The sequence below is a fragment of the Rhodococcus sp. 14-2483-1-1 genome, assembly GCF_002259335.1.
Classification (GTDB): domain Bacteria; phylum Actinomycetota; class Actinomycetes; order Mycobacteriales; family Mycobacteriaceae; genus Rhodococcoides.
Window position 1 is genome coordinate 258,444 of sequence record NZ_NPFX01000002.1, and the last position, 18,656, is coordinate 277,099.

Annotated in this window: 16 protein-coding genes; 1 reads left to right on the plus strand and 15 read right to left on the minus strand. The window is 64.3% G+C overall.

All coding sequences use genetic code 11. The features are described from left to right. Window positions 1-124 precede the first annotated feature (124 nt). Both CH294_RS01095 and CH294_RS01100 read right to left on the minus strand, forming a co-directional pair. Window positions 125-550 (minus strand): PPOX class F420-dependent oxidoreductase, encoded by a 426-nt coding sequence (locus CH294_RS01095; RefSeq protein ID WP_032376623.1) that lies wholly within the window; start codon window positions 548-550, stop codon window positions 125-127. 95 nt (window positions 551-645) lie between these two features. Continuing rightward, window positions 646-2,103: an amidohydrolase family protein gene (locus CH294_RS01100; protein ID WP_094705510.1), complete on the minus strand. Its 1,458-nt coding sequence runs from the start codon at window positions 2,101-2,103 to the stop codon at window positions 646-648. 73 nt (window positions 2,104-2,176) lie between these two features. Between CH294_RS01100 and CH294_RS01105 the strand changes: the two genes are divergently transcribed. Continuing rightward, a complete protein-coding gene (locus CH294_RS01105) occupies window positions 2,177-2,611 on the plus strand; it encodes a thioesterase family protein (protein ID WP_094736814.1) in 435 nt (144 codons plus the stop codon). Here the strand turns inward: CH294_RS01105 and CH294_RS01110 are convergent. The 13 genes from CH294_RS01110 to mftE all read right to left on the minus strand — a co-directional run bounded on the left by CH294_RS01110 (window position 2,587) and on the right by mftE (window position 18,636). Further along, entirely contained in the window at window positions 2,587-4,533 is a 1,947-nt protein-coding gene (locus CH294_RS01110) for an acetoacetate--CoA ligase (protein ID WP_094736747.1), read from the minus strand. The genes CH294_RS01105 and CH294_RS01110 overlap by 25 nt on opposite strands. A 31-nt stretch (window positions 4,534-4,564) precedes the next feature. Continuing rightward, window positions 4,565-6,181 carry an AMP-binding protein gene (locus tag CH294_RS01115; RefSeq protein ID WP_094736748.1) on the minus strand — a complete coding sequence of 539 codons (1,617 nt, stop codon included), beginning with the start codon at window positions 6,179-6,181 and terminating at the stop codon, window positions 4,565-4,567. Window positions 6,182-6,234: 53 nt separating this feature from the next. After that, complete coding sequence (eutC, locus tag CH294_RS01120) at window positions 6,235-7,059, minus strand: ethanolamine ammonia-lyase subunit EutC (protein ID WP_080737352.1); 825 nt, start codon at window positions 7,057-7,059, stop codon at window positions 6,235-6,237. After that, window positions 7,056-8,468, minus strand: a complete 1,413-nt coding sequence (locus CH294_RS01125; protein WP_094736749.1) for an ethanolamine ammonia-lyase subunit EutB — start codon at window positions 8,466-8,468, stop codon at window positions 7,056-7,058. The genes eutC and CH294_RS01125 overlap by 4 nt, the downstream gene beginning before the upstream one ends. After that, window positions 8,465-9,919, minus strand: coding sequence for an ethanolamine permease (gene eat / locus CH294_RS01130; RefSeq protein WP_032376616.1), 1,455 nt, complete (start codon window positions 9,917-9,919; stop codon window positions 8,465-8,467). Before eat ends, CH294_RS01125 begins: the two co-directional genes overlap by 4 nt. 135 nt (window positions 9,920-10,054) lie before the next feature. Then, on the minus strand, window positions 10,055-11,038 hold the full coding sequence (locus CH294_RS01135) for a cation transporter (protein WP_032404652.1): 984 nt from the start codon (window positions 11,036-11,038) through the stop codon (window positions 10,055-10,057). Between the two features lie 84 nt (window positions 11,039-11,122). Continuing rightward, on the minus strand, window positions 11,123-11,662 hold the full coding sequence (locus tag CH294_RS01140; protein ID WP_052057939.1) for a DUF779 domain-containing protein: 540 nt from the start codon (window positions 11,660-11,662) through the stop codon (window positions 11,123-11,125). Next, complete coding sequence (locus CH294_RS01145) at window positions 11,662-13,185, minus strand: aldehyde dehydrogenase family protein (RefSeq protein ID WP_032376614.1); 1,524 nt, start codon at window positions 13,183-13,185, stop codon at window positions 11,662-11,664. Before CH294_RS01145 ends, CH294_RS01140 begins: the two co-directional genes overlap by 1 nt. Window positions 13,186-13,307: 122 nt before the next feature. Continuing rightward, window positions 13,308-14,603: a transcriptional regulator gene (locus CH294_RS01150; protein WP_032376613.1), complete on the minus strand. Its 1,296-nt coding sequence runs from the start codon at window positions 14,601-14,603 to the stop codon at window positions 13,308-13,310. A 108-nt stretch (window positions 14,604-14,711) separates the two neighbouring features. Beyond that, complete coding sequence (locus tag CH294_RS27335; RefSeq protein WP_165712752.1) at window positions 14,712-14,849, minus strand: hypothetical protein; 138 nt, start codon at window positions 14,847-14,849, stop codon at window positions 14,712-14,714. A gap of 50 nt (window positions 14,850-14,899) precedes the next feature. Continuing rightward, window positions 14,900-16,393, minus strand: a complete 1,494-nt coding sequence (gene mftG, locus CH294_RS01155) for a mycofactocin system GMC family oxidoreductase MftG (RefSeq protein ID WP_094736750.1) — start codon at window positions 16,391-16,393, stop codon at window positions 14,900-14,902. A gap of 33 nt (window positions 16,394-16,426) precedes the next feature. Further along, complete coding sequence (mftF, locus tag CH294_RS01160; RefSeq protein WP_032405014.1) at window positions 16,427-17,824, minus strand: mycofactocin biosynthesis glycosyltransferase MftF; 1,398 nt, start codon at window positions 17,822-17,824, stop codon at window positions 16,427-16,429. A gap of 125 nt (window positions 17,825-17,949) precedes the next feature. Continuing rightward, a complete protein-coding gene (mftE, locus tag CH294_RS01165; RefSeq protein ID WP_094736751.1) occupies window positions 17,950-18,636 on the minus strand; it encodes a mycofactocin biosynthesis peptidyl-dipeptidase MftE in 687 nt (228 codons plus the stop codon). Window positions 18,637-18,656: the final 20 nt, after the last annotated feature.

Sequence of the window (18,656 nt, forward strand, 5' to 3'; positions counted from 1 at the left end):
CATATCCGTACGTATGTACAGGACCGTTACAAGTCGGTACCCGTTTCGGGCTCACCCGACACACTCCGACTCGATTCGGCACCCGGTCAATCTACAGTGCCGACCGCGGAGAGATCGTCGGTCGTCATGCCGTCATGTCGAAAGCGGCGATCACCTTGTTCGGCGTCACCCGAACGATCAATTCGCCCGGAACACCGTTCCTGGTGCCGAACTCCTCGGCGCGCTCGCGGCCCATGTACCGGGCCCCGATCTCGGTTGCGGTGCGAACCAGCTCCGCCGGGTCCTCGTCGACGGATGCGATGCCCTGCACCTGGACGAAACCGTACGGCGGCTGCTCGAGATCGACGGTCAGGACCACGCGGGGGTCACGGCGAATCGACTTGCCCTTGGCCGTGTCTGCTCCCGTGTTGAACACGATCTGGTCGCCCTCGACGAGGAACCAGATGGGTGCCACCAGGGGCCTCCCGTCGGAGGCGAGGTACCCGAGCTTGCCGGTGCGGGTTCCCGAAGACAGAAACTCGCGCACACGCGGATCGGTGATCGACGTCATCGCAGTTACGCTACGCGGCCACACCGACAACATCGATCACCCCGCGCGCGCTGTGTGTCCTTCCTGGTACGAGCCGCGCGCCAGGCCGGATGCGCCTACACAGCAGCCGCGTGGGTGAGCGCGCCTGCACAGATCGTGGCCCTGATCTCAGTTTCTGGGAGATCGTGCACCGTGCGGTGCTCGGGATGCTCGACGAGCACGACGATGTCCGCCGCGTCCCCGACTCGGAGGGCCCGGCGACCGCCACACGCGGCCTGCAGCGCGGCGTCGAGGGGCACTGCTTCCTCGACGTGCCACGGGGGTCGGTCGTCGTCGGTTCGGAACACCGCGGCGGCGACTCCGGCCAGCGGTTCGGGTGGACTGACCGGGGCATCGGAGCCGAAGAGCAGTCTCGCCCCGCTGCGGTGGAGCGTTCCGTAGCCGTAGGCGACCGAGCGACGCCCGGACCACAGATCCTCCGCGATGTCGCGATCGGACATGGCGTGCTGCGGCTGCACCGATGCCGCGACACCCAGTGCGGCGAAACGTCCGATGTCCTCCGGCAGGATCTGCTGAGCATGTTCGATTCGACCACCGCAGCCGGCCCGCTCGAAAGCATCGAGTGCGATGCTGTTGGCGCGGTCGCCGATCGCATGGATCGCCGGCACGATGCCACTGCGTGAGGCCCGCGAGACGAGCTCGAACAGACTCTCCCGAGTCTCGAGCAACAGACCGTAGGCGTCGTCCCCGTCGATGCCCGGGTACCGGTCGTGGCAGCACGCCGTTCTGGTGTTGAGCGAACCGTCGAGCATCACCTTGAGCGGTCCGCGCCTGATCAGTTCCGAGAGCGCCGAGACGTCGCCGGTCCGCTCGCCGCGTTCGATCGCTTCGTCGAGCCACTGCGGCCATACCGTCGTGTCGACGCGTACTGCGGGAGAACCGGCCGACAGGCGTCGATCCCAGACCGTCCTGTTGTCCGCGAACTCGAAATCGACGACGCCGGTGACTCCGCGGACCGCCAGCGCTGCGGTGGCGTCGAGTACGGCCCGATCGAGTTCCGCCGGGTCTTCCTGTTCCTCGAGTGCCATGACCGCTTCGAGGCCGTCGACATCGCGCAGCACCCCGGTGGGGTGATCGATTCCCAGATCTGCGAGTAACGCCGGGCTCAGCCACAGCGTGTGCAGGTCCATGCTCGTCATGGCCACGCGGGCACCGGGCAGTGCACTCTCGAGCAGATCCTTGTGCGGCTCCTCGGGCCACTGCGCGTCCCGGAAGCCGTTGGCGCGCACCACCGAATCGCCTGCAGTCCGCGCATAGGGGTACACCAGCGCGACGGCATCGGCCGCCGACGTGGCAGGCCCGACATCGATACGCCGACGCGCCGCCGCCCATTGAGTCAGGTGTACGTGACTGTCCACGAACCCGGGCAGGGCAACCCCACCTCCCCCGTCGAGCACCTCGACGCCGGTACCGCGTGGACTGCCGGCAGGGACGATCGACGCGATGACCGAGCCGACGAGTTCGATGTCGAAGAGCACGCCGGAACCATCCAGTGCGACGTTGGCGATAATCACCCCTGGGACTCTAGAGCGTCGTCATCGTAGGCGCGCATGCCATCCTCTAGCAATGAAAACAGAGCCTGGTGCGATGCAGACAGAGCCGACCGGACCCGTCGGATATCACGCGACCGTCACAGTGCGCTGGTCGGACATGGACGCATTTGCGCACATCAATCACGCCCGGATGGTCACCTTGCTCGAAGAGGCGCGTATCGAATGGCTGCTCAGTGAGGGCGAGGCGAACGAGACCTTGATCAAGAGTGCGTTGATCGCCAATGTGGCCATCGCATACAAGAAGCCGCTCCGGCACTCGGACGGTCCCCTCGACGTCACACTGTGGTTCGAGAAGGTGCGAGCCGTCGACTTCACCATCGGGTACGAGGTGCGGGCAGCAGGCGCGGCATCGGATTCGCCACCGGCGGTGGTGGCGACCACCCGGATGGCGATGGTCGACGTCGGTGCCGAGACCTTGCGCCGCATCGCGCCGGAAGAGAAGGCCTATCTCGCCCGCTGGACTCGCTGATATTCGGCCGCCCGGTCGACGAACCACGCCAACGCAGCCGGATCGTCGACGGCGCTGGATTCGAGAGTGCTTGTCGCCGTGGCACCTTGGAAGAGTCGCTTGAGTGGCACCTCCAGCTTCTTCCCGGTTCGCGTGTGCGGGATTGCCGGCACCGCGATGACGTCGTCGGGAACGTGCCGCGGCGACGCCTGCGTTCTGATGATCGATTCGATGTGTCCGCGCAGTTCGTCGGTGAGACCGTCCGGAACGACCACGAACAAGGGCATCCAGTAACCACCGTCTGCCAGCTCGACGCCCAGAACGAGTGCCTCGGTGATCTGGTCCAGTGACTCCACGGCCTGATAGATGTCGGCGCTCCCCATTCGAATGCCATTGCGGTTCAGGGTCGAATCGGATCGACCGTGCACGAGAACACTGCCGTGATCGGTGATGGTGATCCAATCGCCGTGACGCCAGATTCTCGGGTAGGTGTCGAAATAAGCGTCGCGGTAGCGAGTTCCGTCGGCGTCGTTCCAGAAGTACAGCGGCATCGACGGCATCGGCTCGGTGACGACCAATTCACCGACCGACCCCCGCACCGAGTTGCCGTCCTCGTCGAAGGCGTCGAGCGCAACGCCGAGGAACGGCACGGAGAGCTCTCCGGCCCATACCGGGGCGGTTCGCACTCCCCCGGCGAACGCCGACACGACGTCGGTACCGCCCGAGATGGAGAAGACCGGTATCTGCGCACCGATGTTCTCCGACAACCAGATCGATGAGGATGCAGGCATCGCGGACCCGGTGATACCGACCGCTCGCAGAGCCGACAGGTCGTGATCGGTACCGGGATGCGTGTCGGCCTTGATACACGAGAGCACATAGCCGGGGCTGGTACCGAGGTACGTCACACCCAGCCTGGCTGCGATGTCCCACAGCGCATCCGGCGTGGGGAACGACGGATTACCGTCCGCACAGACGATGGTGGCACCGGTCAGCAGGCCGGCTATCTGGAAGTTCCACATCATCCAGCTCGGGCTGGTGTACCAGAAGAACACATCCTCGGGACCCAGATCGGAGTGCAGGGCAACAGATTTGAGGTGCTCGAGCACCACACCGCCGTGACCGTGCACGATCCCCTTGGGTAGACCTGTGGTGCCCGACGAGAACACGACCCACAGTGGGTGATCGAACGGGACGGCCACCGGTACCAGGTTTCGGCTGTCGGCGGTGGCGTCGGACCAACTCTGCGCCGTTCCCGACGGTTCGCCGATCGTCACCACTGCCCGCAGAGTCGGAAGGCCTTCGACGAGAGCATCGACATCGGCGGCCTTGTCTCGGAACTTCCCTCCGTAGGTGTACCCGGCGGCGGTGATCAGTGCCGTGGGTTCGAGTTGTCCCAGACGATCACGCGCGGCCGAGGCCGAATAGTCCTGCCCACAGGCGGACCACACAGCGCCCAGGCTCGCGGTCGCCAAGAAAGCGATCACTGCTTCCGGAACATTCGGGAGATAGCCGACGACGCGATCGCCGCGCCGAACCCCCTTGTCTGTGAGCGTCCCCGCGAGCGCGCCCGCCTGCTCGATCATCTCCGCCCATGTCACGGTCCGGACGGAGCCGTCCTCGCGAGCATGGACGATGGCCGCGCGATCGGGGCGAGCATGCCTGATCACCTGGTCCACGTAGTTCAGCTCGGTTCCCGGAAACCACTGCGCGCCCGGCATTCCGCGTTCACCGAGCACGATGGTCGGCTCGGCGGCCGAGCGGATCTCGAAGAAATCCCACACTGCTCGCCAGAAGAGTTCCAGCTCGGTCGTCGACCAACGCCACAGCGCCTGATAGTCAGGCAACGTCAGAGGGTGACGTTGCTCGACGAACCGCGCGAACTCGGTCACCCGAGCCTCGGCGAGATCGGAACCCGTCGGCGTCCACAGCGCACTGTCCATGCATGCGAGTATGTCAGCCGAGTGATCGTCGTCAGATCAGTCCGAGCGACCGTTCCCGCATTTCCACCTTGCGTACCTTGCCGGTGACCGTCATCGGAAACTCGTCGACGACGTGCACGTAGCGCGGAATTTTGTAGTGCGCGAGCCGGCCATCGCAGAACGCGCGCAGCGTGTCCGAATCCAGCGGCGCGGCATCGTCTCTCATCCTGATCCACACCATGAGCTCCTCGCCGTACTTCTGATCGGGAACACCGATCACCTGTGCGTCGAGGATGTCGGGGTGGGTGTACAGAAACTCCTCGACTTCGCGGGGATAGATGTTCTCACCGCCGCGAATCACCATGTCCTTGATCCGTCCGGTGATGGCTACGTAGCCGTCTTCGTCCATCACCCCGATGTCGCCGGTGTGCATCCACCCCTCGACGTCGATGGCTTCGGCGGTCTTCTCCGGCTGCTCCCAGTAGCCCAGCATCACCGAGTAGCCGCGCGTGCACAGCTCGCCCGCCTCCCCGCGCGGCAAGGTGCTGCCCTCCATCGGGTCGACGATCTTCACTTCGAGATGCGGACCCACACGACCGACGGTGGACACTCGCTGTTCGATGGAGTCGTCACTTCGAGTCTGCAGCGACACCGGGGACGTCTCGGTCATGCCGTAGCAGATCGACACCTCCGTCATCCCCATGCGCTCGATCACCTGCTTCATCACCTCGGTGGGGCACGGTGATCCGGCCATGATTCCGGTACGCAGACTGCTCAGATCGAAGTCGTCGAAGTTCTCGAGCGCCAGTTCGGCGATGAACATCGTCGGGACGCCGTAGAGCGACGTGCATCTCTCCGATTCCACGGCGGTCAGTGTCGCGACCGGATCGAAGGAGAGTCCGGGAATCACCATCGCCGAGCCGTGCGAGGTACACGCGAGATTGCCCATCACCATGCCGAAGCAGTGATAGAACGGCACCGGAATACACACTCGGTCCTCGGCGGTGTAGTGGCAGAGCTCGCCGACGAAGAAGCCGTTGTTGAGGATGTTCCGGTGACTCAGCGTCGCGCCCTTCGGGAAACCCGTCGTGCCCGAGGTGTATTGAATGTTGATCGCGTCATCGGCACGGAGCTGTTCGGAGACGTCGGTGATCATGTTCGGAGTCTTCGCCAAGGCACGGTGCCCACGATCGGTCATCGCTTCCCATTGAATGCTGCCGATGAACAGAACCTCACGCAGCGACGGCACCTCGGGTCGCGCGTTCTCGATCATCGCGGCATAGTCCGAGCCCTTGAAGTCCTCGGCCGACAACAACACCGACACCCCGGCTTGCTTCAGTACGAATTGCAACTCGTGTGACCGATACGCAGGGTTGATGTTGACCAGCACCGCCCCGATCTTCGCTGTCGCATACTGCGCCAGAACCCATTCGGGACAGTTGGGTGCCCACATCCCCACTCGGTCACCCACCGCGACACCGGCCACCAGTAATCCGGCCGCCAACAGATCCACGTCGGCGACGAACTCCGAATAGGTCCACCGCCGCCCGGAGGCAACATCGATCAATGCATCACGATCCGAGTACCGCGCCGCAGTGCGATCCAGATTCGCGCCGATCGTGTCGTCCAGAACTGCTGTGTCCGACGCACCGGAAGAATAACTGTCCATGCCCCCACGGTAGTGACCGCCGTCACGCGCAGCCACCCCCGAATAGGGGGATGTCACTCCAGCGTGAGGGCTTCGGTCGCCTCGAGCACATCGGCGCGTGAGGTGTCCTTGAGCGCCACTCCGGACCGTCCGAGCTTTCTTGCCCCGGCCAGGAGGCCCGCTACTATTCGCGCCGACTGTGCGTATCCCTGTCCCTCGGGCGGATGGATATTGGAGATGCAGTTGCGGTCGGCATCGGTGCAGCCCGGCTTCGGCAGATGCGTCAGGTAGATGCCGAGACTGTCCGCAACCGACAACCCAGGGCGCTCCCCGATCAGCACCAGTACCGTCCGCACTCCCATCGCCGCGGCGATGTGATCGCCCAGCGCCACCCGCGCCTCGGTCGCGATCACCGGAGCCGCTATCGAATACCGATCGGCCAGTTCGGCTTTCAACGCCTCGAGCATCGGCACACCGTGATCGGCGAGTGCGCGGGGGGACAACCCGTCACCCAACACGATTCCGATCTCGTCCTCGGAGTTCACCACCGCCGACAGATCCTCGGGTTGCCGACCGAGATCGGGCCGTCGTAGATACTCCGCACGACTGGTCGCCAACGACGTCACCACGGCCGGCGCACCGAGCCCCACCTGCTCCACCCGGCTCACGAACTCCTCGACATCGAGCGGCATGTGCACCGCATCCCTGGCGGCAGCGTGCGCCGAGCGAAACTCCAGCACCCGGGTGGTCGGCAAGGAATCACCGATACGCCCCAGCCCGATTCGGGCCTGAGTCATCGCTCGCAGCTCGCCCCAGAACTCGCCTTCCGGTCGTTCCGCAGGCTCCACTCCTGCCACTTCCTGCCGTTCCGCGGGCACTGCGCCCGATGGGTCTGTCATCGCGCACTCATCAACGCTCGAAGTGGTGATCCCGCAGCATCGACGTCCAGAACTCGACCGTCCGCGTCCACCATGCCCAAGCGCGAGAGCCATGACTCGAACTCCGGTGCGGGCCGCAGGCCGAGGACCTGTCGGACGTAGAGCACGTCGTGAAAGCTCAGAGATTGGTATCCGAGCATGACGTCGTCGGCTCCCGGCACCGCGATGACGAATGCAACTCCGGCCGCACCCAGCAGCGTGAGCAACGTGTCCATGTCGTCCTGATCGGCCTCGGCGTGGTTGGTGTAGCAGACGTCGACGCCCATCGGCAGTCCCAGCAGCTTGCCGCAGAAGTGATCTTCCAGTCCGGCCCTGATGATCTGCTTGCCGTCGTACAAGTACTCCGGCCCGATGAATCCGACAACGGTATTGATCAGCAGCGGCTCCAGATCGCGGGCCACCGCGTACGCACGTGTCTCGAGGGTCTGCTGATCGACCGGTCGGTCACCGGTGCCGATGTGCGCGCCCGCCGACAACGCCGAGCCCTGACCGGTTTCGAGATACATGACGTTGTTCCCGACGGTTCCGCGGTGCAACGATCGGCCGGCCTCGTTAGCCTGCCGAAGAAGCGGAATGTTCACGCCGAAGCTCGAATTGGCTCCTTCGGTGCCTGCGATGGACTGAAACACCAGGTCGACGGGAACTCCCTTGTCGATCAGTTCCATCGTCGTCGTCACGTGCGAGAGCACGCACGATTGCGTGGGAATCTCGAAGCGCTGTCGAATCTCGTCGAGCAGATGCAGCAGGTCGGCTGTGGCCTGAGGCGAGTCGGTTGCGGGATTGATCCCGATGACCGCATCGCCCGATCCGAGCAGCAAACCGTCGAGCGTGGCCGCCGCAATTCCACGCGGATCGTCCGTCGGGTGATTGGGTTGCAAACGCGTGGTGAGGGTTCCGGGTAGCCCGATCGTCGTCCGGAACGCCGACGTCACCTGCACCGCCCGAGACACTGCGATCAGATCCTGGTTTCGCATAATCTTGCTGACGGCAGCGACCATCTCGGGCGTCAATCCTGCCGCGACCGATCGCAGTGTCGCTGCTGGGTCGGGCCCTGCGGTCACCTGCAGCAGCCAATCCCGCAGACCTCCTACGGTCAGGTGCGAGACGGCCCCGAATGCGATGCGGTCGTGCGAATCGATGATGAGCCGAGTGACCTCGTCGCTCTCGTACGGAACGAGCAGATCGTGCAGGAAGACATCGAGTGAAACCTCCGACAATGCCCACTGCGCAGCAGCCCGTTCGGCATCCGATTCGGCTGCGCAACCGGCCAACTCGTCACCCGACCGCAGCGGGGTCGCCTTGGCCATCAGGTCCACCAGACCGTCGAACGTGTAGGTGGTACCCGAGACCTGTTGGGTGTAGATCGTCATTCCAGTTCGGCCTCGGCCTCGGCCAGTGCGGCGAACTCCTCGTCCGGCGAATTCGCGACGAGGTGATGCCTGCTGTAGATGCCGAAGTACGCCATGAACGCCACGAACACGGCCAGACACCACAGTGCCGCAGTGGAATCGACGACGAAGGTGGCGACAACGGCGAGTGCCGCGATGATCAACGCGAATCCGGTGGTCACGACACCCCCGGGGGTTCGGTACGGCCGTTCCATGTTCGGCTCGTTGCGGCGAAGCACGATGTGGCTGACCATCATCAGAACGTAACTCAGTGCCGCACCGAAGACGGCCATGTTGAGCAACATTCCGCCCTGACCGGTCAGGGAGAGCAGGAAGCCGATGACGCCGGGCACGATCAGTGCGAGAGTCGGGGCCTTGCGAGAGTTGGTGATGGACAGTGTCTTCGGCAGGTATCCCGCGCGCGAGAGCGCAAAGAGCTGGCGCGAGTACGCGTACATGATCGAGAAGAAGGACGCGACCAATCCGGCCAGGCCGATGTAGTTGACGATCTTGCTCGCCGTTCCGTCACCGAGGGCTTCCACCAACGGGTTTCCCGATTCCTTGACGGCGTCGGCCCCGCCTGCTCCGGTCACCAGAAACAGGACGACAGCACCGGTGACGAGCAGAACACCCATGGCGGCGATGATGCCGCGCGGGACGTTCTTGGTCGGATCCTTGGCCTCTTCCGCGGCCAGCGGCACGCCCTCGATGGCGAGGAAGAACCAGATGGCGAACGGCACGGCCGCCCAGATGCCGAGGTATCCGAACGGCAGGAATCCCGAGGCCCCGGCAGCGTCGGTGGGCGCGATGTCGGTCAGGTTGCTCGCGTCGAACTGACCGATGGCTGCGATGGCGAACACGACGAGTCCGACCAAGGCGATGCCGGTGATGACGAACATGATCTTGAGGGCTTCGCCCGCGCCGGAGAGGTGGATTCCGATGAACACCGCATAGACCACCAGGTAGACCCACCACCCGTCGGTGATCCCGAACAGTCCGAGCGATTCGACGTAGGCACCGATGAACGTCGCGATCGCGGCAGGCGCGATCGCGTACTCGATGAGAATCGCTGTACCGGTGGCGAATCCGCCCCACGGTCCCATGGCCCGGCGGGCGAAGGTGTAACCGCCGCCTGCCGCGGGCAGGGCAGACGACATCTCTGCCATGCCGAGGACCATGGCGAGGTACATACCCGCGATGATGATCGCCGCGATCAGAAGGCCACCGAAACCGCCCTCGGCGAGACCGAGGTTCCACCCCGAGTAGTCGCCGGAGATCACGTAGCTGACTCCGAGGCCGGCCAGCAGTACCCAGCCCGCGGTCCCCTTCTTCAGGGTGCGCTTGGCCAGGTAGTCACCGCCCTCGACGTGCGACTGTGTGCTCTCGTGCGAGCCGGTTTTCGGATGAGACGACTGGGGGTCTACTACGGACATTGCAAGCCTCTCGTAGCCGTTGCGCTCGGAGCGGGTTCACGCCCGAGGGGACGATTCACAACACGTGTGGCGCGCGAATCGGTTCACGATAGGCCCGTGATGTAAGCGCCGCGTCATCGATGAATGACGGGCGAATTACGCCTGGTGCCCCACCGCGTTGATGTCACCGATGTCGCCCTCGTCCGGTTCGGCGACTGTCAGTACCGCGTCCACCACAGCTCTGTTGGTTTCCAACTCACGCTCCAGCCGCCGGAGCGTGTGCGCGATGCGTGATTCTGCGAAATCACCGACGAGATCGACACTCGCCACCACGTAGATCTGTTTGGGACCGACGAACTCGATGCGAACGAACCGGACCGACGCCACCTCGGGGAGTTGCTCGATTCGCTGCACCACCGCATTCCATAATGCTCTCGATCCCGGTTCACCGGTGAGGAATCGGCGGTTTCGATCGATCAGTACGAACGCGACGATTCCGAGAAGTACTCCCACCAGAATGGACCCGATGGCGTCGAAGGCGGCGTTACCGGTCAGTTGGTGCAATCCGATTCCGGCACCGGCGATCACGATGCCGATCAACGCTGCACTGTCCTCTGCGAACACTGCGCGCAGCGTCGGGTCCGAGGTCTCGAGTGCGTAATCGAGAAAGTCCTTGTCGTATTCGGCTGCTTCACCGCGAATCTGCCGAACCGATTGCAGGAACGAGACTCCCTCGAGCAAAAATGCGATGGCGAGCACCACGTACGCGACGAGGTAGTTCTCACTGCTCGATTCGCCGGCAAGCAACGAGGTGATGCCGTGCCACACCGATACCGCGGCACCGGCGACGAAGAGCCCGATGGCTGCGAGTGTCGACCAGAAGTAGGTCTCGCGTCCGTAGCCGAGCGGCCGACGATCGTCCGGCCCGCGTGAACCCCGACGATTGGCGACGAGCAGAAAGATCTCGTTACCGGTGTCGGCCCACGAGTGCGCGGCTTCGGCGACCATCGACGCCGATCCGGTGAACACCGCTGCGAACGTCTTGGCGATCGCGACGCCGAGATTGGCGACGAACGCGATCACCACCGTGCGCAGGCTCTCGCCGCCCTCGGCCGCGTCGGATTTCGATGAGCTCTTCATCGTTCGCACTGTATGCGCTCCGCGCAGTGGTGCGGTCGAGTGCCACCTGCGGCATTCAACCGCGCCACTGCGGCGCAGCCGCACTCAGCCTTGGAGCATCCCCGGGACGGGACATGCGTCGACAGCCTCGGCGACAACCAGAGGTTCGTCGGGAACCTCGGGCCGTCGACCCTCTTCCCAGTCGACGCCGACGAGCGGCGGGTGCTCGGCCAACATCTCGTTCTCCTCGGCGGTGTACGCGCGGCCTCGGCTCAGGAAGCGAACCCCTTCCGGGGACTCGAGCGAGAACCCACCACCGCGGCCGGGCACAACGTCGAGTACCAGCTGGGTGTGTTTCCATGCCTGGAACTGCGACCCCGAAATCCAGACCGCGACCCCGTCGGCCCCCTCGGGCAGACTCGTCGCAACCTCACCCACTCCGAGCCTCAGGTCGATGAACCCGAGCAGGACGTCGCGGTCACCGACGATGAATTCGCCTGCGGGATAACACATCGGCGACGATCCGTCACAACATCCACCGGACTGATGCATCATCAGTTCCCCGTGGATACCGCCGAGGCGACGGAGCAAGTCCATCGCCTCGACGGTGGTCTTCAGCCGCGCAGGCGGCCGAGCGTCCAGCATCAGAAGAAGCCCTGTGCCTTCTGCGCGTAACTCACCAACAGGTTCTTCGTCTGCTGGTAGTGATCGAGCATCATCTTGTGGTTCTCGCGACCGATACCGGACTGCTTGTAGCCACCGAACGCGGCGTGCGCCGGGTACTGGTGGTACGTGTTGGTCCACACGCGACCGGCCTGAATATCGCGGCCGGCGCGGTAGGCGATGCCGCCGTCGCGAGACCAGACGCCTGCGCCGAGACCGTACAGGGTGTCGTTGGCGATCTCGATGGCGTTGTCGTAGTCGGTGAACGACGTGACCGAGACGACCGGTCCGAAGATCTCTTCCTGGAAGATGCGCATGTTGTTCTTGCCGGTGAAGATGGTGGGCTGCATGTAGTAGCCACCGTTGAGGTCGCCGCCGAGTTGTGCGCGCTCGCCGCCGGTGACGACCTGCGCGCCTTCGCCCTTGCCGATCTCGATGTACGAGAGAATCTTCTCGAGCTGGTCGTTCGATGCCTGGGCACCGATCATGGTCTCGGTATCGAGCGGATCTCCCTGTCGCACAGCCTTGGTGCGGATGGCAGCGAGGGCGAGGAACTCGTCGAAGATGTCCGCCTGAATCAGCGAGCGCGACGGGCACGTGCATACTTCACCCTGGTTGAGGGCGAACATCGTGAAGCCCTCGAGGGCCTTGTCCTGGTAATCGTCGTTGGCCTGCAGCACGTCGGAGAAGAAGACGTTGGGGCTCTTGCCACCGAGCTCCAGTGTCACGGGAATCAGGTTCTGCGAGGCGTACTGCATGATCAGGCGGCCGGTGGTGGTCTCGCCGGTGAACGCGATCTTGGAAATACGCGGGCTCGATGCCAGCGGCTTTCCTGCCTCGACACCGAAGCCGTTGACGATGTTGATCACGCCCGGGGGCAGCAGGTCACCGATGATCGAAATCAGGTGCAGGATCGACGCGGGGGTCTGCTCGGCGGGCTTGAGCACCACGGCATTACCCGCCGCGAGTGCAGGCGCGAGCTTCCACACGGCCATGAGGATGGGGAAGTTCCACGGGATGATCTGTCCGACTACGCCGAGCGGCTCGTGAAAGTGGTAAGCCACTGTGTCGCTGTCGATTTCGGACAGCGAGCCCTCCTGCGCGCGAATGCAGCCGGCGAAGTACCGGAAGTGATCGATGGCCAACGGAATATCGGCGTTGAGGGTTTCGCGGATCGGCTTGCCGTTGTCCCAGGATTCTGCCAGCGCGATGGACTCGAGGTTCTCGGCGATGCGGTCGGCGATCTTGTTGAGGATCACTGCGCGCTCGGCGGCGGACGTCTTGCCCCACGCTGGTGCTGCGGCGTGTGCCGCGTCGAGTGCGAGTTCGATGTCTTCGGACGTGGAGCGGGCGACCTCGCAGAAGTTCTCACCGGTGACGGGAGTCGGGTTCTCGAAGTACTGGCCCTTGACCGGCGGTACCCACTCGCCGCCGATCCAGTTGTCGTAGCGCGACTGGAACGACATGACGGAATCGGCGGTACCTGGACGGGCGTAGACGGACATTGATAATCCTCCTGATCGACACGTGCTTCACAGTTGATGCGGTGTGTGATTCAGGACACTAGGCCGTGCAACGTTGCAAGTACGTTGCCGATATTTCGCACCGGCGGGGCGCGACGGGTGCGTCAGATTCCGAGTTCGCGATCGAGTAGATCGATGCGCGCGCTCACCTGACCGTAGAGCGCAGAATCCCTGCTCAGAGTGGCCCGGTAGGCCTCCCAAGCGATGACGTCCGTGCGCCCGTGGATGGACGAGGTCCATTGCGCAAGCAGCACCGGGTCTCCGAGCCGGAGCAACGCGGCCTGCATACGAGACCGCAGTTCCTCCCGGATGCTCTCGATGCCGGGCGCGGACGACCCCGGGAGTACTGGGCCGGAGTAGATCCGTAGAGCAGCGTCGACGTCGCCGCGGTCCAGCGCGCGCCGGATGTCGCCGACATCGGAGGTCAACTCGCCGACCAGACGGTAGGGCCGCGAAGCCAGACCTGCCGTGCCGAAGGTCTTGCGCAGTCTCGACATCTCGGCGCGGATGGTGACGGAATCGAGTTCCTGCTCGTCGAGGAGCACCGCGAGGTGGTCCGAGCTGAGCCCTTCCGGATGCTCACCCAACAGCAGCAAGATTTCGGCGTGTCGCTGGGAAAGCGGCACACGGCCGGATCCGCGAACCACCCCCGGTCGGCCGGATCCGAGAACTTCGAGTCGAGGAGCCGTGTCGCCCAACGATTTCGGCGAGTTCATCAAGTGCAGACGCAACTCGGATTCGGCCGCGGCGACGGTGGCACGCACCAGAGAGAGCACCTCGGGCACCGCCACCCGCGGGCCACCGGTGATGTCGATGGCTCCCAGAATGTGACCGCTGGTGGGGTGGTGCACCGGTGCCGCCGAGCAGCTCCACTCGTGCACCGACCGAGAGAAATGCTCCGACGCGAAGATCTGCACACTGTGGTCGACCGCGAGCGCGGTACCGGGAGCATTGGTGCCCTTGCTCTCCTCGCTCCAGTCGACGCCTTCGGCGAAGTCCATCGTGAGCGCCCGATCCTTCGCCGCAGAATCACCCTCCACCCACAGCAGGCGTCCCTCCGCATCCGAAATCGCCACGAGCAATCCCGTATCGGAAGCGTCCTCGACCAATAGCTTGCGAATGACCGGGCGGATGATGGCCATCGGATGACCGTTGCGGTAGCGCTCGAGATCCGGCCCGGTCAGAATCGGAGTGTCGTTTCCACCGTCGGGATCGACGCCCTTGGTGCGACTGCGCATCCACGAATCGAGCACGACGGACCGAACCGTCGAACCGTGCGTACGGATGTCGTCGACGAAAGATTGATGGGCACTGGACATTTGGCGCGCCAGAACGGCGACGTCCTCGCCCGGGCGCACTGCGACCCAGGGGTTGCCGCCACTGTCCGATCGGCTTGCCATTCGACGCTTCCTCCGTGACCTGTCCACATTGCTGTAACCCAGCTCACAAGCAAGGATACAGCCGTGGTCGACGCGAGCGGTGGGCCCGGTCACGTCGACCGCGAGTGGCTACTTCTTCTTGACGGCCGAGGTGATGATGTCGTTGCTGGTGTCACCACTGGACTTCGCCCGCTTGTCTGCGCGCTTGTCCTTGAGAGATTTGCCGGTTTTCTTGGTCATCGTGTTGCGGGGCGATTTGTCCGACATGGCAGTAACCCATCTATTGGGGAACCTGAACGGTCCCCAGACCACGAACGCTACGCTTCCCCGCGCCGATCGTGGTCTGCAATCAAGGCAGCAGCACGCTCGGCGAACATGACGGCCGTCGCGTGTGGCCCACGGCTGGGCACCACCGGGAATGCCGAGGTATCGACGACGAAGAGTCCGTCGACGCCGCGCACCCGGCAGCGATCGTCCAGTACCGAACTCGGATCCGACTCGGGCCCCATCCTGGCGCTACCGGACAGGTGCAGTGATGTGCCGAGCGCTGCGAGGGGATTCTCGATCGTGGACACAGTCACGGTCTCCGACATGATCGGCGACGCCAGCAGATCGCGCGCGAGTTCGACGCCCTCGCGCATAGCGCGCCGGTCGACCTCCGATTCGAGATAGTGGTACCGCACGTCCGGAGCCGCTAACGGGTCCGTACTGCGCAGCGCAATGCTCCCGCGACTCGTCGATCGCATCAGGCCGACGCCGACTACGTGCGGCCCGGGCTGGAGACCGGAGATCAGCCGGTCGAACTTTCTGGTGTACGGCCTGATTTCCACAGCGCCTGCATGTAGAACCGCCTCCAGCGCAGGCGATTTCGACGGACGTTCGTTCTTCCCGAGGACGGGAACGGCAACCTCGGGATGGTCACTGAAACCTCGACCCACACCAGGGCTGTCGACCACGACCGAAATCCCCAGCGCAACAAGATCATCAGCTGGACCGATACCTGATCGAAGCAACAGTGCCGGGGTGTGCACAGAACCGGCAGACAGAATCACCTTGTCGGACCTCACGATACTGCGCACGCCGTCGACGACCATCTCGACGCCGATCACCCTGCTGCCGTGGAACATCAACGACGTCACCGTCGAATTTCCCTGCACGCGTAGGTTCTGCCGATCCAGGATCGGCAAAAGATATGCGAGAGCTGCACTTACGCGGGTGCCGTTGCGGATGTTCAACGGCACAGCACCGACTCCCCCGGCGGACGCTCCGGGAGAGTTCAGGTCCTGTTGCATCGAAAATCCTGCATTCACTGCAGAATCGACGAATGCCGTCGTGATCGGATGTCGAGCGTGTACCGGGGTGCGCGCGACCGGCATGGGTCCGCGAGATCCGTGCCACCGCCTCTGCATCCCGGCATCGAGATCTGTTTCGGAGCCGAGGTAGAACGGCAGCACCTGCTCGAAAGACCACAGCGACTGCGGCCAGGTGTCGAAGTCCGTGGGCGTGGCACGAACGAAGTAACCACCGTTCACTGCGCCCGAGCCGCCCAGCACCCGGCCTCGAGCAATCGTTCGGCCGACGCCGGAGGTGAGTTCGGCCGAGTACGTTCCCACCCATTCGCTGCCGGGTCCGATGGGAAGCATCGATGCGTCGGTCAGGTCGGCCGGGACTTCGGCGACAGCAGAGAACGTGGGTCCGGCTTCGAGCAACAACACCGATCGATCGGGATTCTCGCTCGACCGAGAGGCAACGACACAGCCGCAGGAGCCGCCGCCGACGACTATGACGTCCGCGTACTCGATCCGGTTCACACCATCGACGGATCGGGCCGGGTTCGCACCGCGTCAGCCGTCCAAGCGTGGCTTGAGCGCATCGATGCTTCGGGCCGACAGAGCGCCTTTCCACAACCCCGCACCGTAGGCAATATCGTCGGCTCGTTTGAAGAAGGCATAGCGCACCGGATCGAGACCGCCGAGTTCGCGGTGCTTACTCCAATCCGAGAATGCCTCTGCGACAGCCAATCCGAGTGCGATCTTTCGAATTCGACTCGACAGCAATACAGCGAGAAGGGTGATCGGCCAATAATGTCGGCACAAGGCCGACGCCAGTTGCCACAACCCCGCCACAAAACCTTCCGCGGCAAGAATCGCCGCGATGCGAGTGGGCTGGTCCAAGCCGACGAACATCTTGCGAAGTCGAACAACCGTCACGCCGAGTGTCGCAGCTGCGCCGACGAGTCCGATCCTCGTCAGACTCGCAGCGAGCAGGCACGCGATGAGCGTCCATGGAGACATCGCAATCGGCGGCACCATTCCCGGATGACGAGCGGACAACGGTGTGGCACCGGTTCCGTAGAACAACTTGCGAGCGAACCATTCGACGAAGGTGACGCGGTGCTCGTGAGCAACGTGGGCGACGGGCTCGTAGCGCAACCGCCACCCTGCCTCCTGCAGCCGCCAGCACAGGTCCACATCCTCCGCCACGTGCATCGACTCGTCGAATCCTTCGCAGTCCATCGCAACGGACCGGCGCAGCAACATCGCGGCGCTGGGTACGTAGGACACCGAGCTCCCGGCCCGCACTGCCGCTTCTCTGCGACCGAGATCGAGCGACGAGCGTGCGTGCTCGTATCGGGCCAGCGCACTGCCTTCGGGCTCGAGCGCGACGATGCGGGGTGCCACCAACGCCACAGCAGGATCCGAGAAATGACCTAGCATCACCTCGAGCCAGCCCTTGCGCGGCACGACGTCCGAATCCAGAAATGCGACAAAATCAGTTGTAGCGCAGCGTAATCCGGTATTTCGCGCCGCAGCCGGTCCGCGTGAGCGCTCGTGCCGGAGCACCGTCACACTGCCCACACTGCACGCCATCCGCGGCACTGCGACCGGGATGTCGGACCCGTCGTCGACGATGATGACATGCAGCCCGTGCAACGCCGTGATCAGACGCTCGAGCCCGGCCTCGTTGTTCTTGAGCGGAACGACGACGGTGACGTCGGACGGCGACGGGATCGACATCGGGCGCGGGTTGCCGACTCCCGAGTCGAGAAGTTTGCGTGCGACGAGTGCGGACTGCGAGTCGGTCACTTCGATGAAACCGTCGCCGATCATCGCGGCCGCCGTCGGTGCGAGTGTGAGCATCCGTGTCGGCGAACCACCGATCAGGACGCGTCCTTCGGAGAATGTGCGTACGCGTGGATCGACTCTCACCCCGAAGCCATCAGGCAACCGACCTTCACCCATCAGGAGATCGTAAGCGGACAAGCCTCTGGTGTGTCGGCCACCCGCAAAATCGGACGGAACATACCTGCTGCCCGTTTCTTCGGATTCGATCGCGGGACGCTGAACAGGCGTTTCGCCCAGGTCGGTCACGCGATCACTCCATGCTCGGAGGGACTCCATCTCCGCACCGCATCGCCGGCGCGGGCTCGAAGTAGCTCGAACGCCCGACGCCCCTCCTCCGGATCGGCTCCGGAGGGGTCGCCGAGCACACCGTTTGCAGCGACCGATGCGACGCCGTCGGCGCGCAGCGCAGGAAGTAGGGCGGCGATGTCGGTCACATTGCCCACCTCCGCCTTGCTCATATCCACTACCTCGGGCGAAAGGTGCAGCAGCATCGACGTTTCGGTGCGCCCAGCGTGAGCATCTGCTCCGGGCACCGCGCACGGGAACCAGACGACGTCACGCCCCTCGTAGCGCAGCAGCAGCACTGCAGATCGCAGGGCGGGCCCGTTGCCGCCGTGCCCGTTGACGAACACCACCCGTTCGGCCCACCGGCACGCGGAGCGCCCGTATTCCACGAGCACCGTCTCGAGTGCTGCAGCGCCGATCGACACGGTGCCGGGAAATCCCTCGTGCTCGCCGCTGGACCCGTACGCGATCGCGGGAGCAACGAGCGCGTTGTCGATGGTGTGCGCAACGGCGGTGGCGATCCGGGTGTCGGTATCGAGCGGCAGGTGCGGTCCGTGTTGCTCGATCGAGCCGACCGGCACCACGAGGGTCCTGGACCCATCGACGTCCGGCCAGTACTGCGTACCGAGGGGGTCCGTGGCCATGGGTGCCGATGCTATCGGTA

Coding starts and splice junctions, on each gene's coding strand:
- CH294_RS01095 (WP_032376623.1), bottom strand. CDS start 550: ATGACGTCGATCACCGATCCGCGTGTGCGCGAGTTTCTGTCTTCGGGA.
- CH294_RS01105 (WP_094736814.1), top strand. CDS start 2,177: ATGCAGACAGAGCCGACCGGACCCGTCGGATATCACGCGACCGTCACA.
- CH294_RS01110 (WP_094736747.1), bottom strand. CDS start 4,533: ATGGACAGTGCGCTGTGGACGCCGACGGGTTCCGATCTCGCCGAGGCT.
- CH294_RS01115 (WP_094736748.1), bottom strand. CDS start 6,181: ATGGACAGTTATTCTTCCGGTGCGTCGGACACAGCAGTTCTGGACGAC.
- eutC (WP_080737352.1), bottom strand. CDS start 7,059: ATGACAGACCCATCGGGCGCAGTGCCCGCGGAACGGCAGGAAGTGGCA.
- CH294_RS01125 (WP_094736749.1), bottom strand. CDS start 8,468: ATGACGATCTACACCCAACAGGTCTCGGGTACCACCTACACGTTCGAC.
- eat (WP_032376616.1), bottom strand. CDS start 9,919: ATGTCCGTAGTAGACCCCCAGTCGTCTCATCCGAAAACCGGCTCGCAC.
- CH294_RS01135 (WP_032404652.1), bottom strand. CDS start 11,038: ATGAAGAGCTCATCGAAATCCGACGCGGCCGAGGGCGGCGAGAGCCTG.
- CH294_RS01140 (WP_052057939.1), bottom strand. CDS start 11,662: ATGCTGGACGCTCGGCCGCCTGCGCGGCTGAAGACCACCGTCGAGGCG.
- CH294_RS01145 (WP_032376614.1), bottom strand. CDS start 13,185: ATGTCCGTCTACGCCCGTCCAGGTACCGCCGATTCCGTCATGTCGTTC.
- CH294_RS01150 (WP_032376613.1), bottom strand. CDS start 14,603: ATGGCAAGCCGATCGGACAGTGGCGGCAACCCCTGGGTCGCAGTGCGC.
- CH294_RS27335 (WP_165712752.1), bottom strand. CDS start 14,849: ATGTCGGACAAATCGCCCCGCAACACGATGACCAAGAAAACCGGCAAA.
- mftF (WP_032405014.1), bottom strand. CDS start 17,824: ATGGGTGAAGGTCGGTTGCCTGATGGCTTCGGGGTGAGAGTCGATCCA.
- mftE (WP_094736751.1), bottom strand. CDS start 18,636: ATGGCCACGGACCCCCTCGGTACGCAGTACTGGCCGGACGTCGATGGG.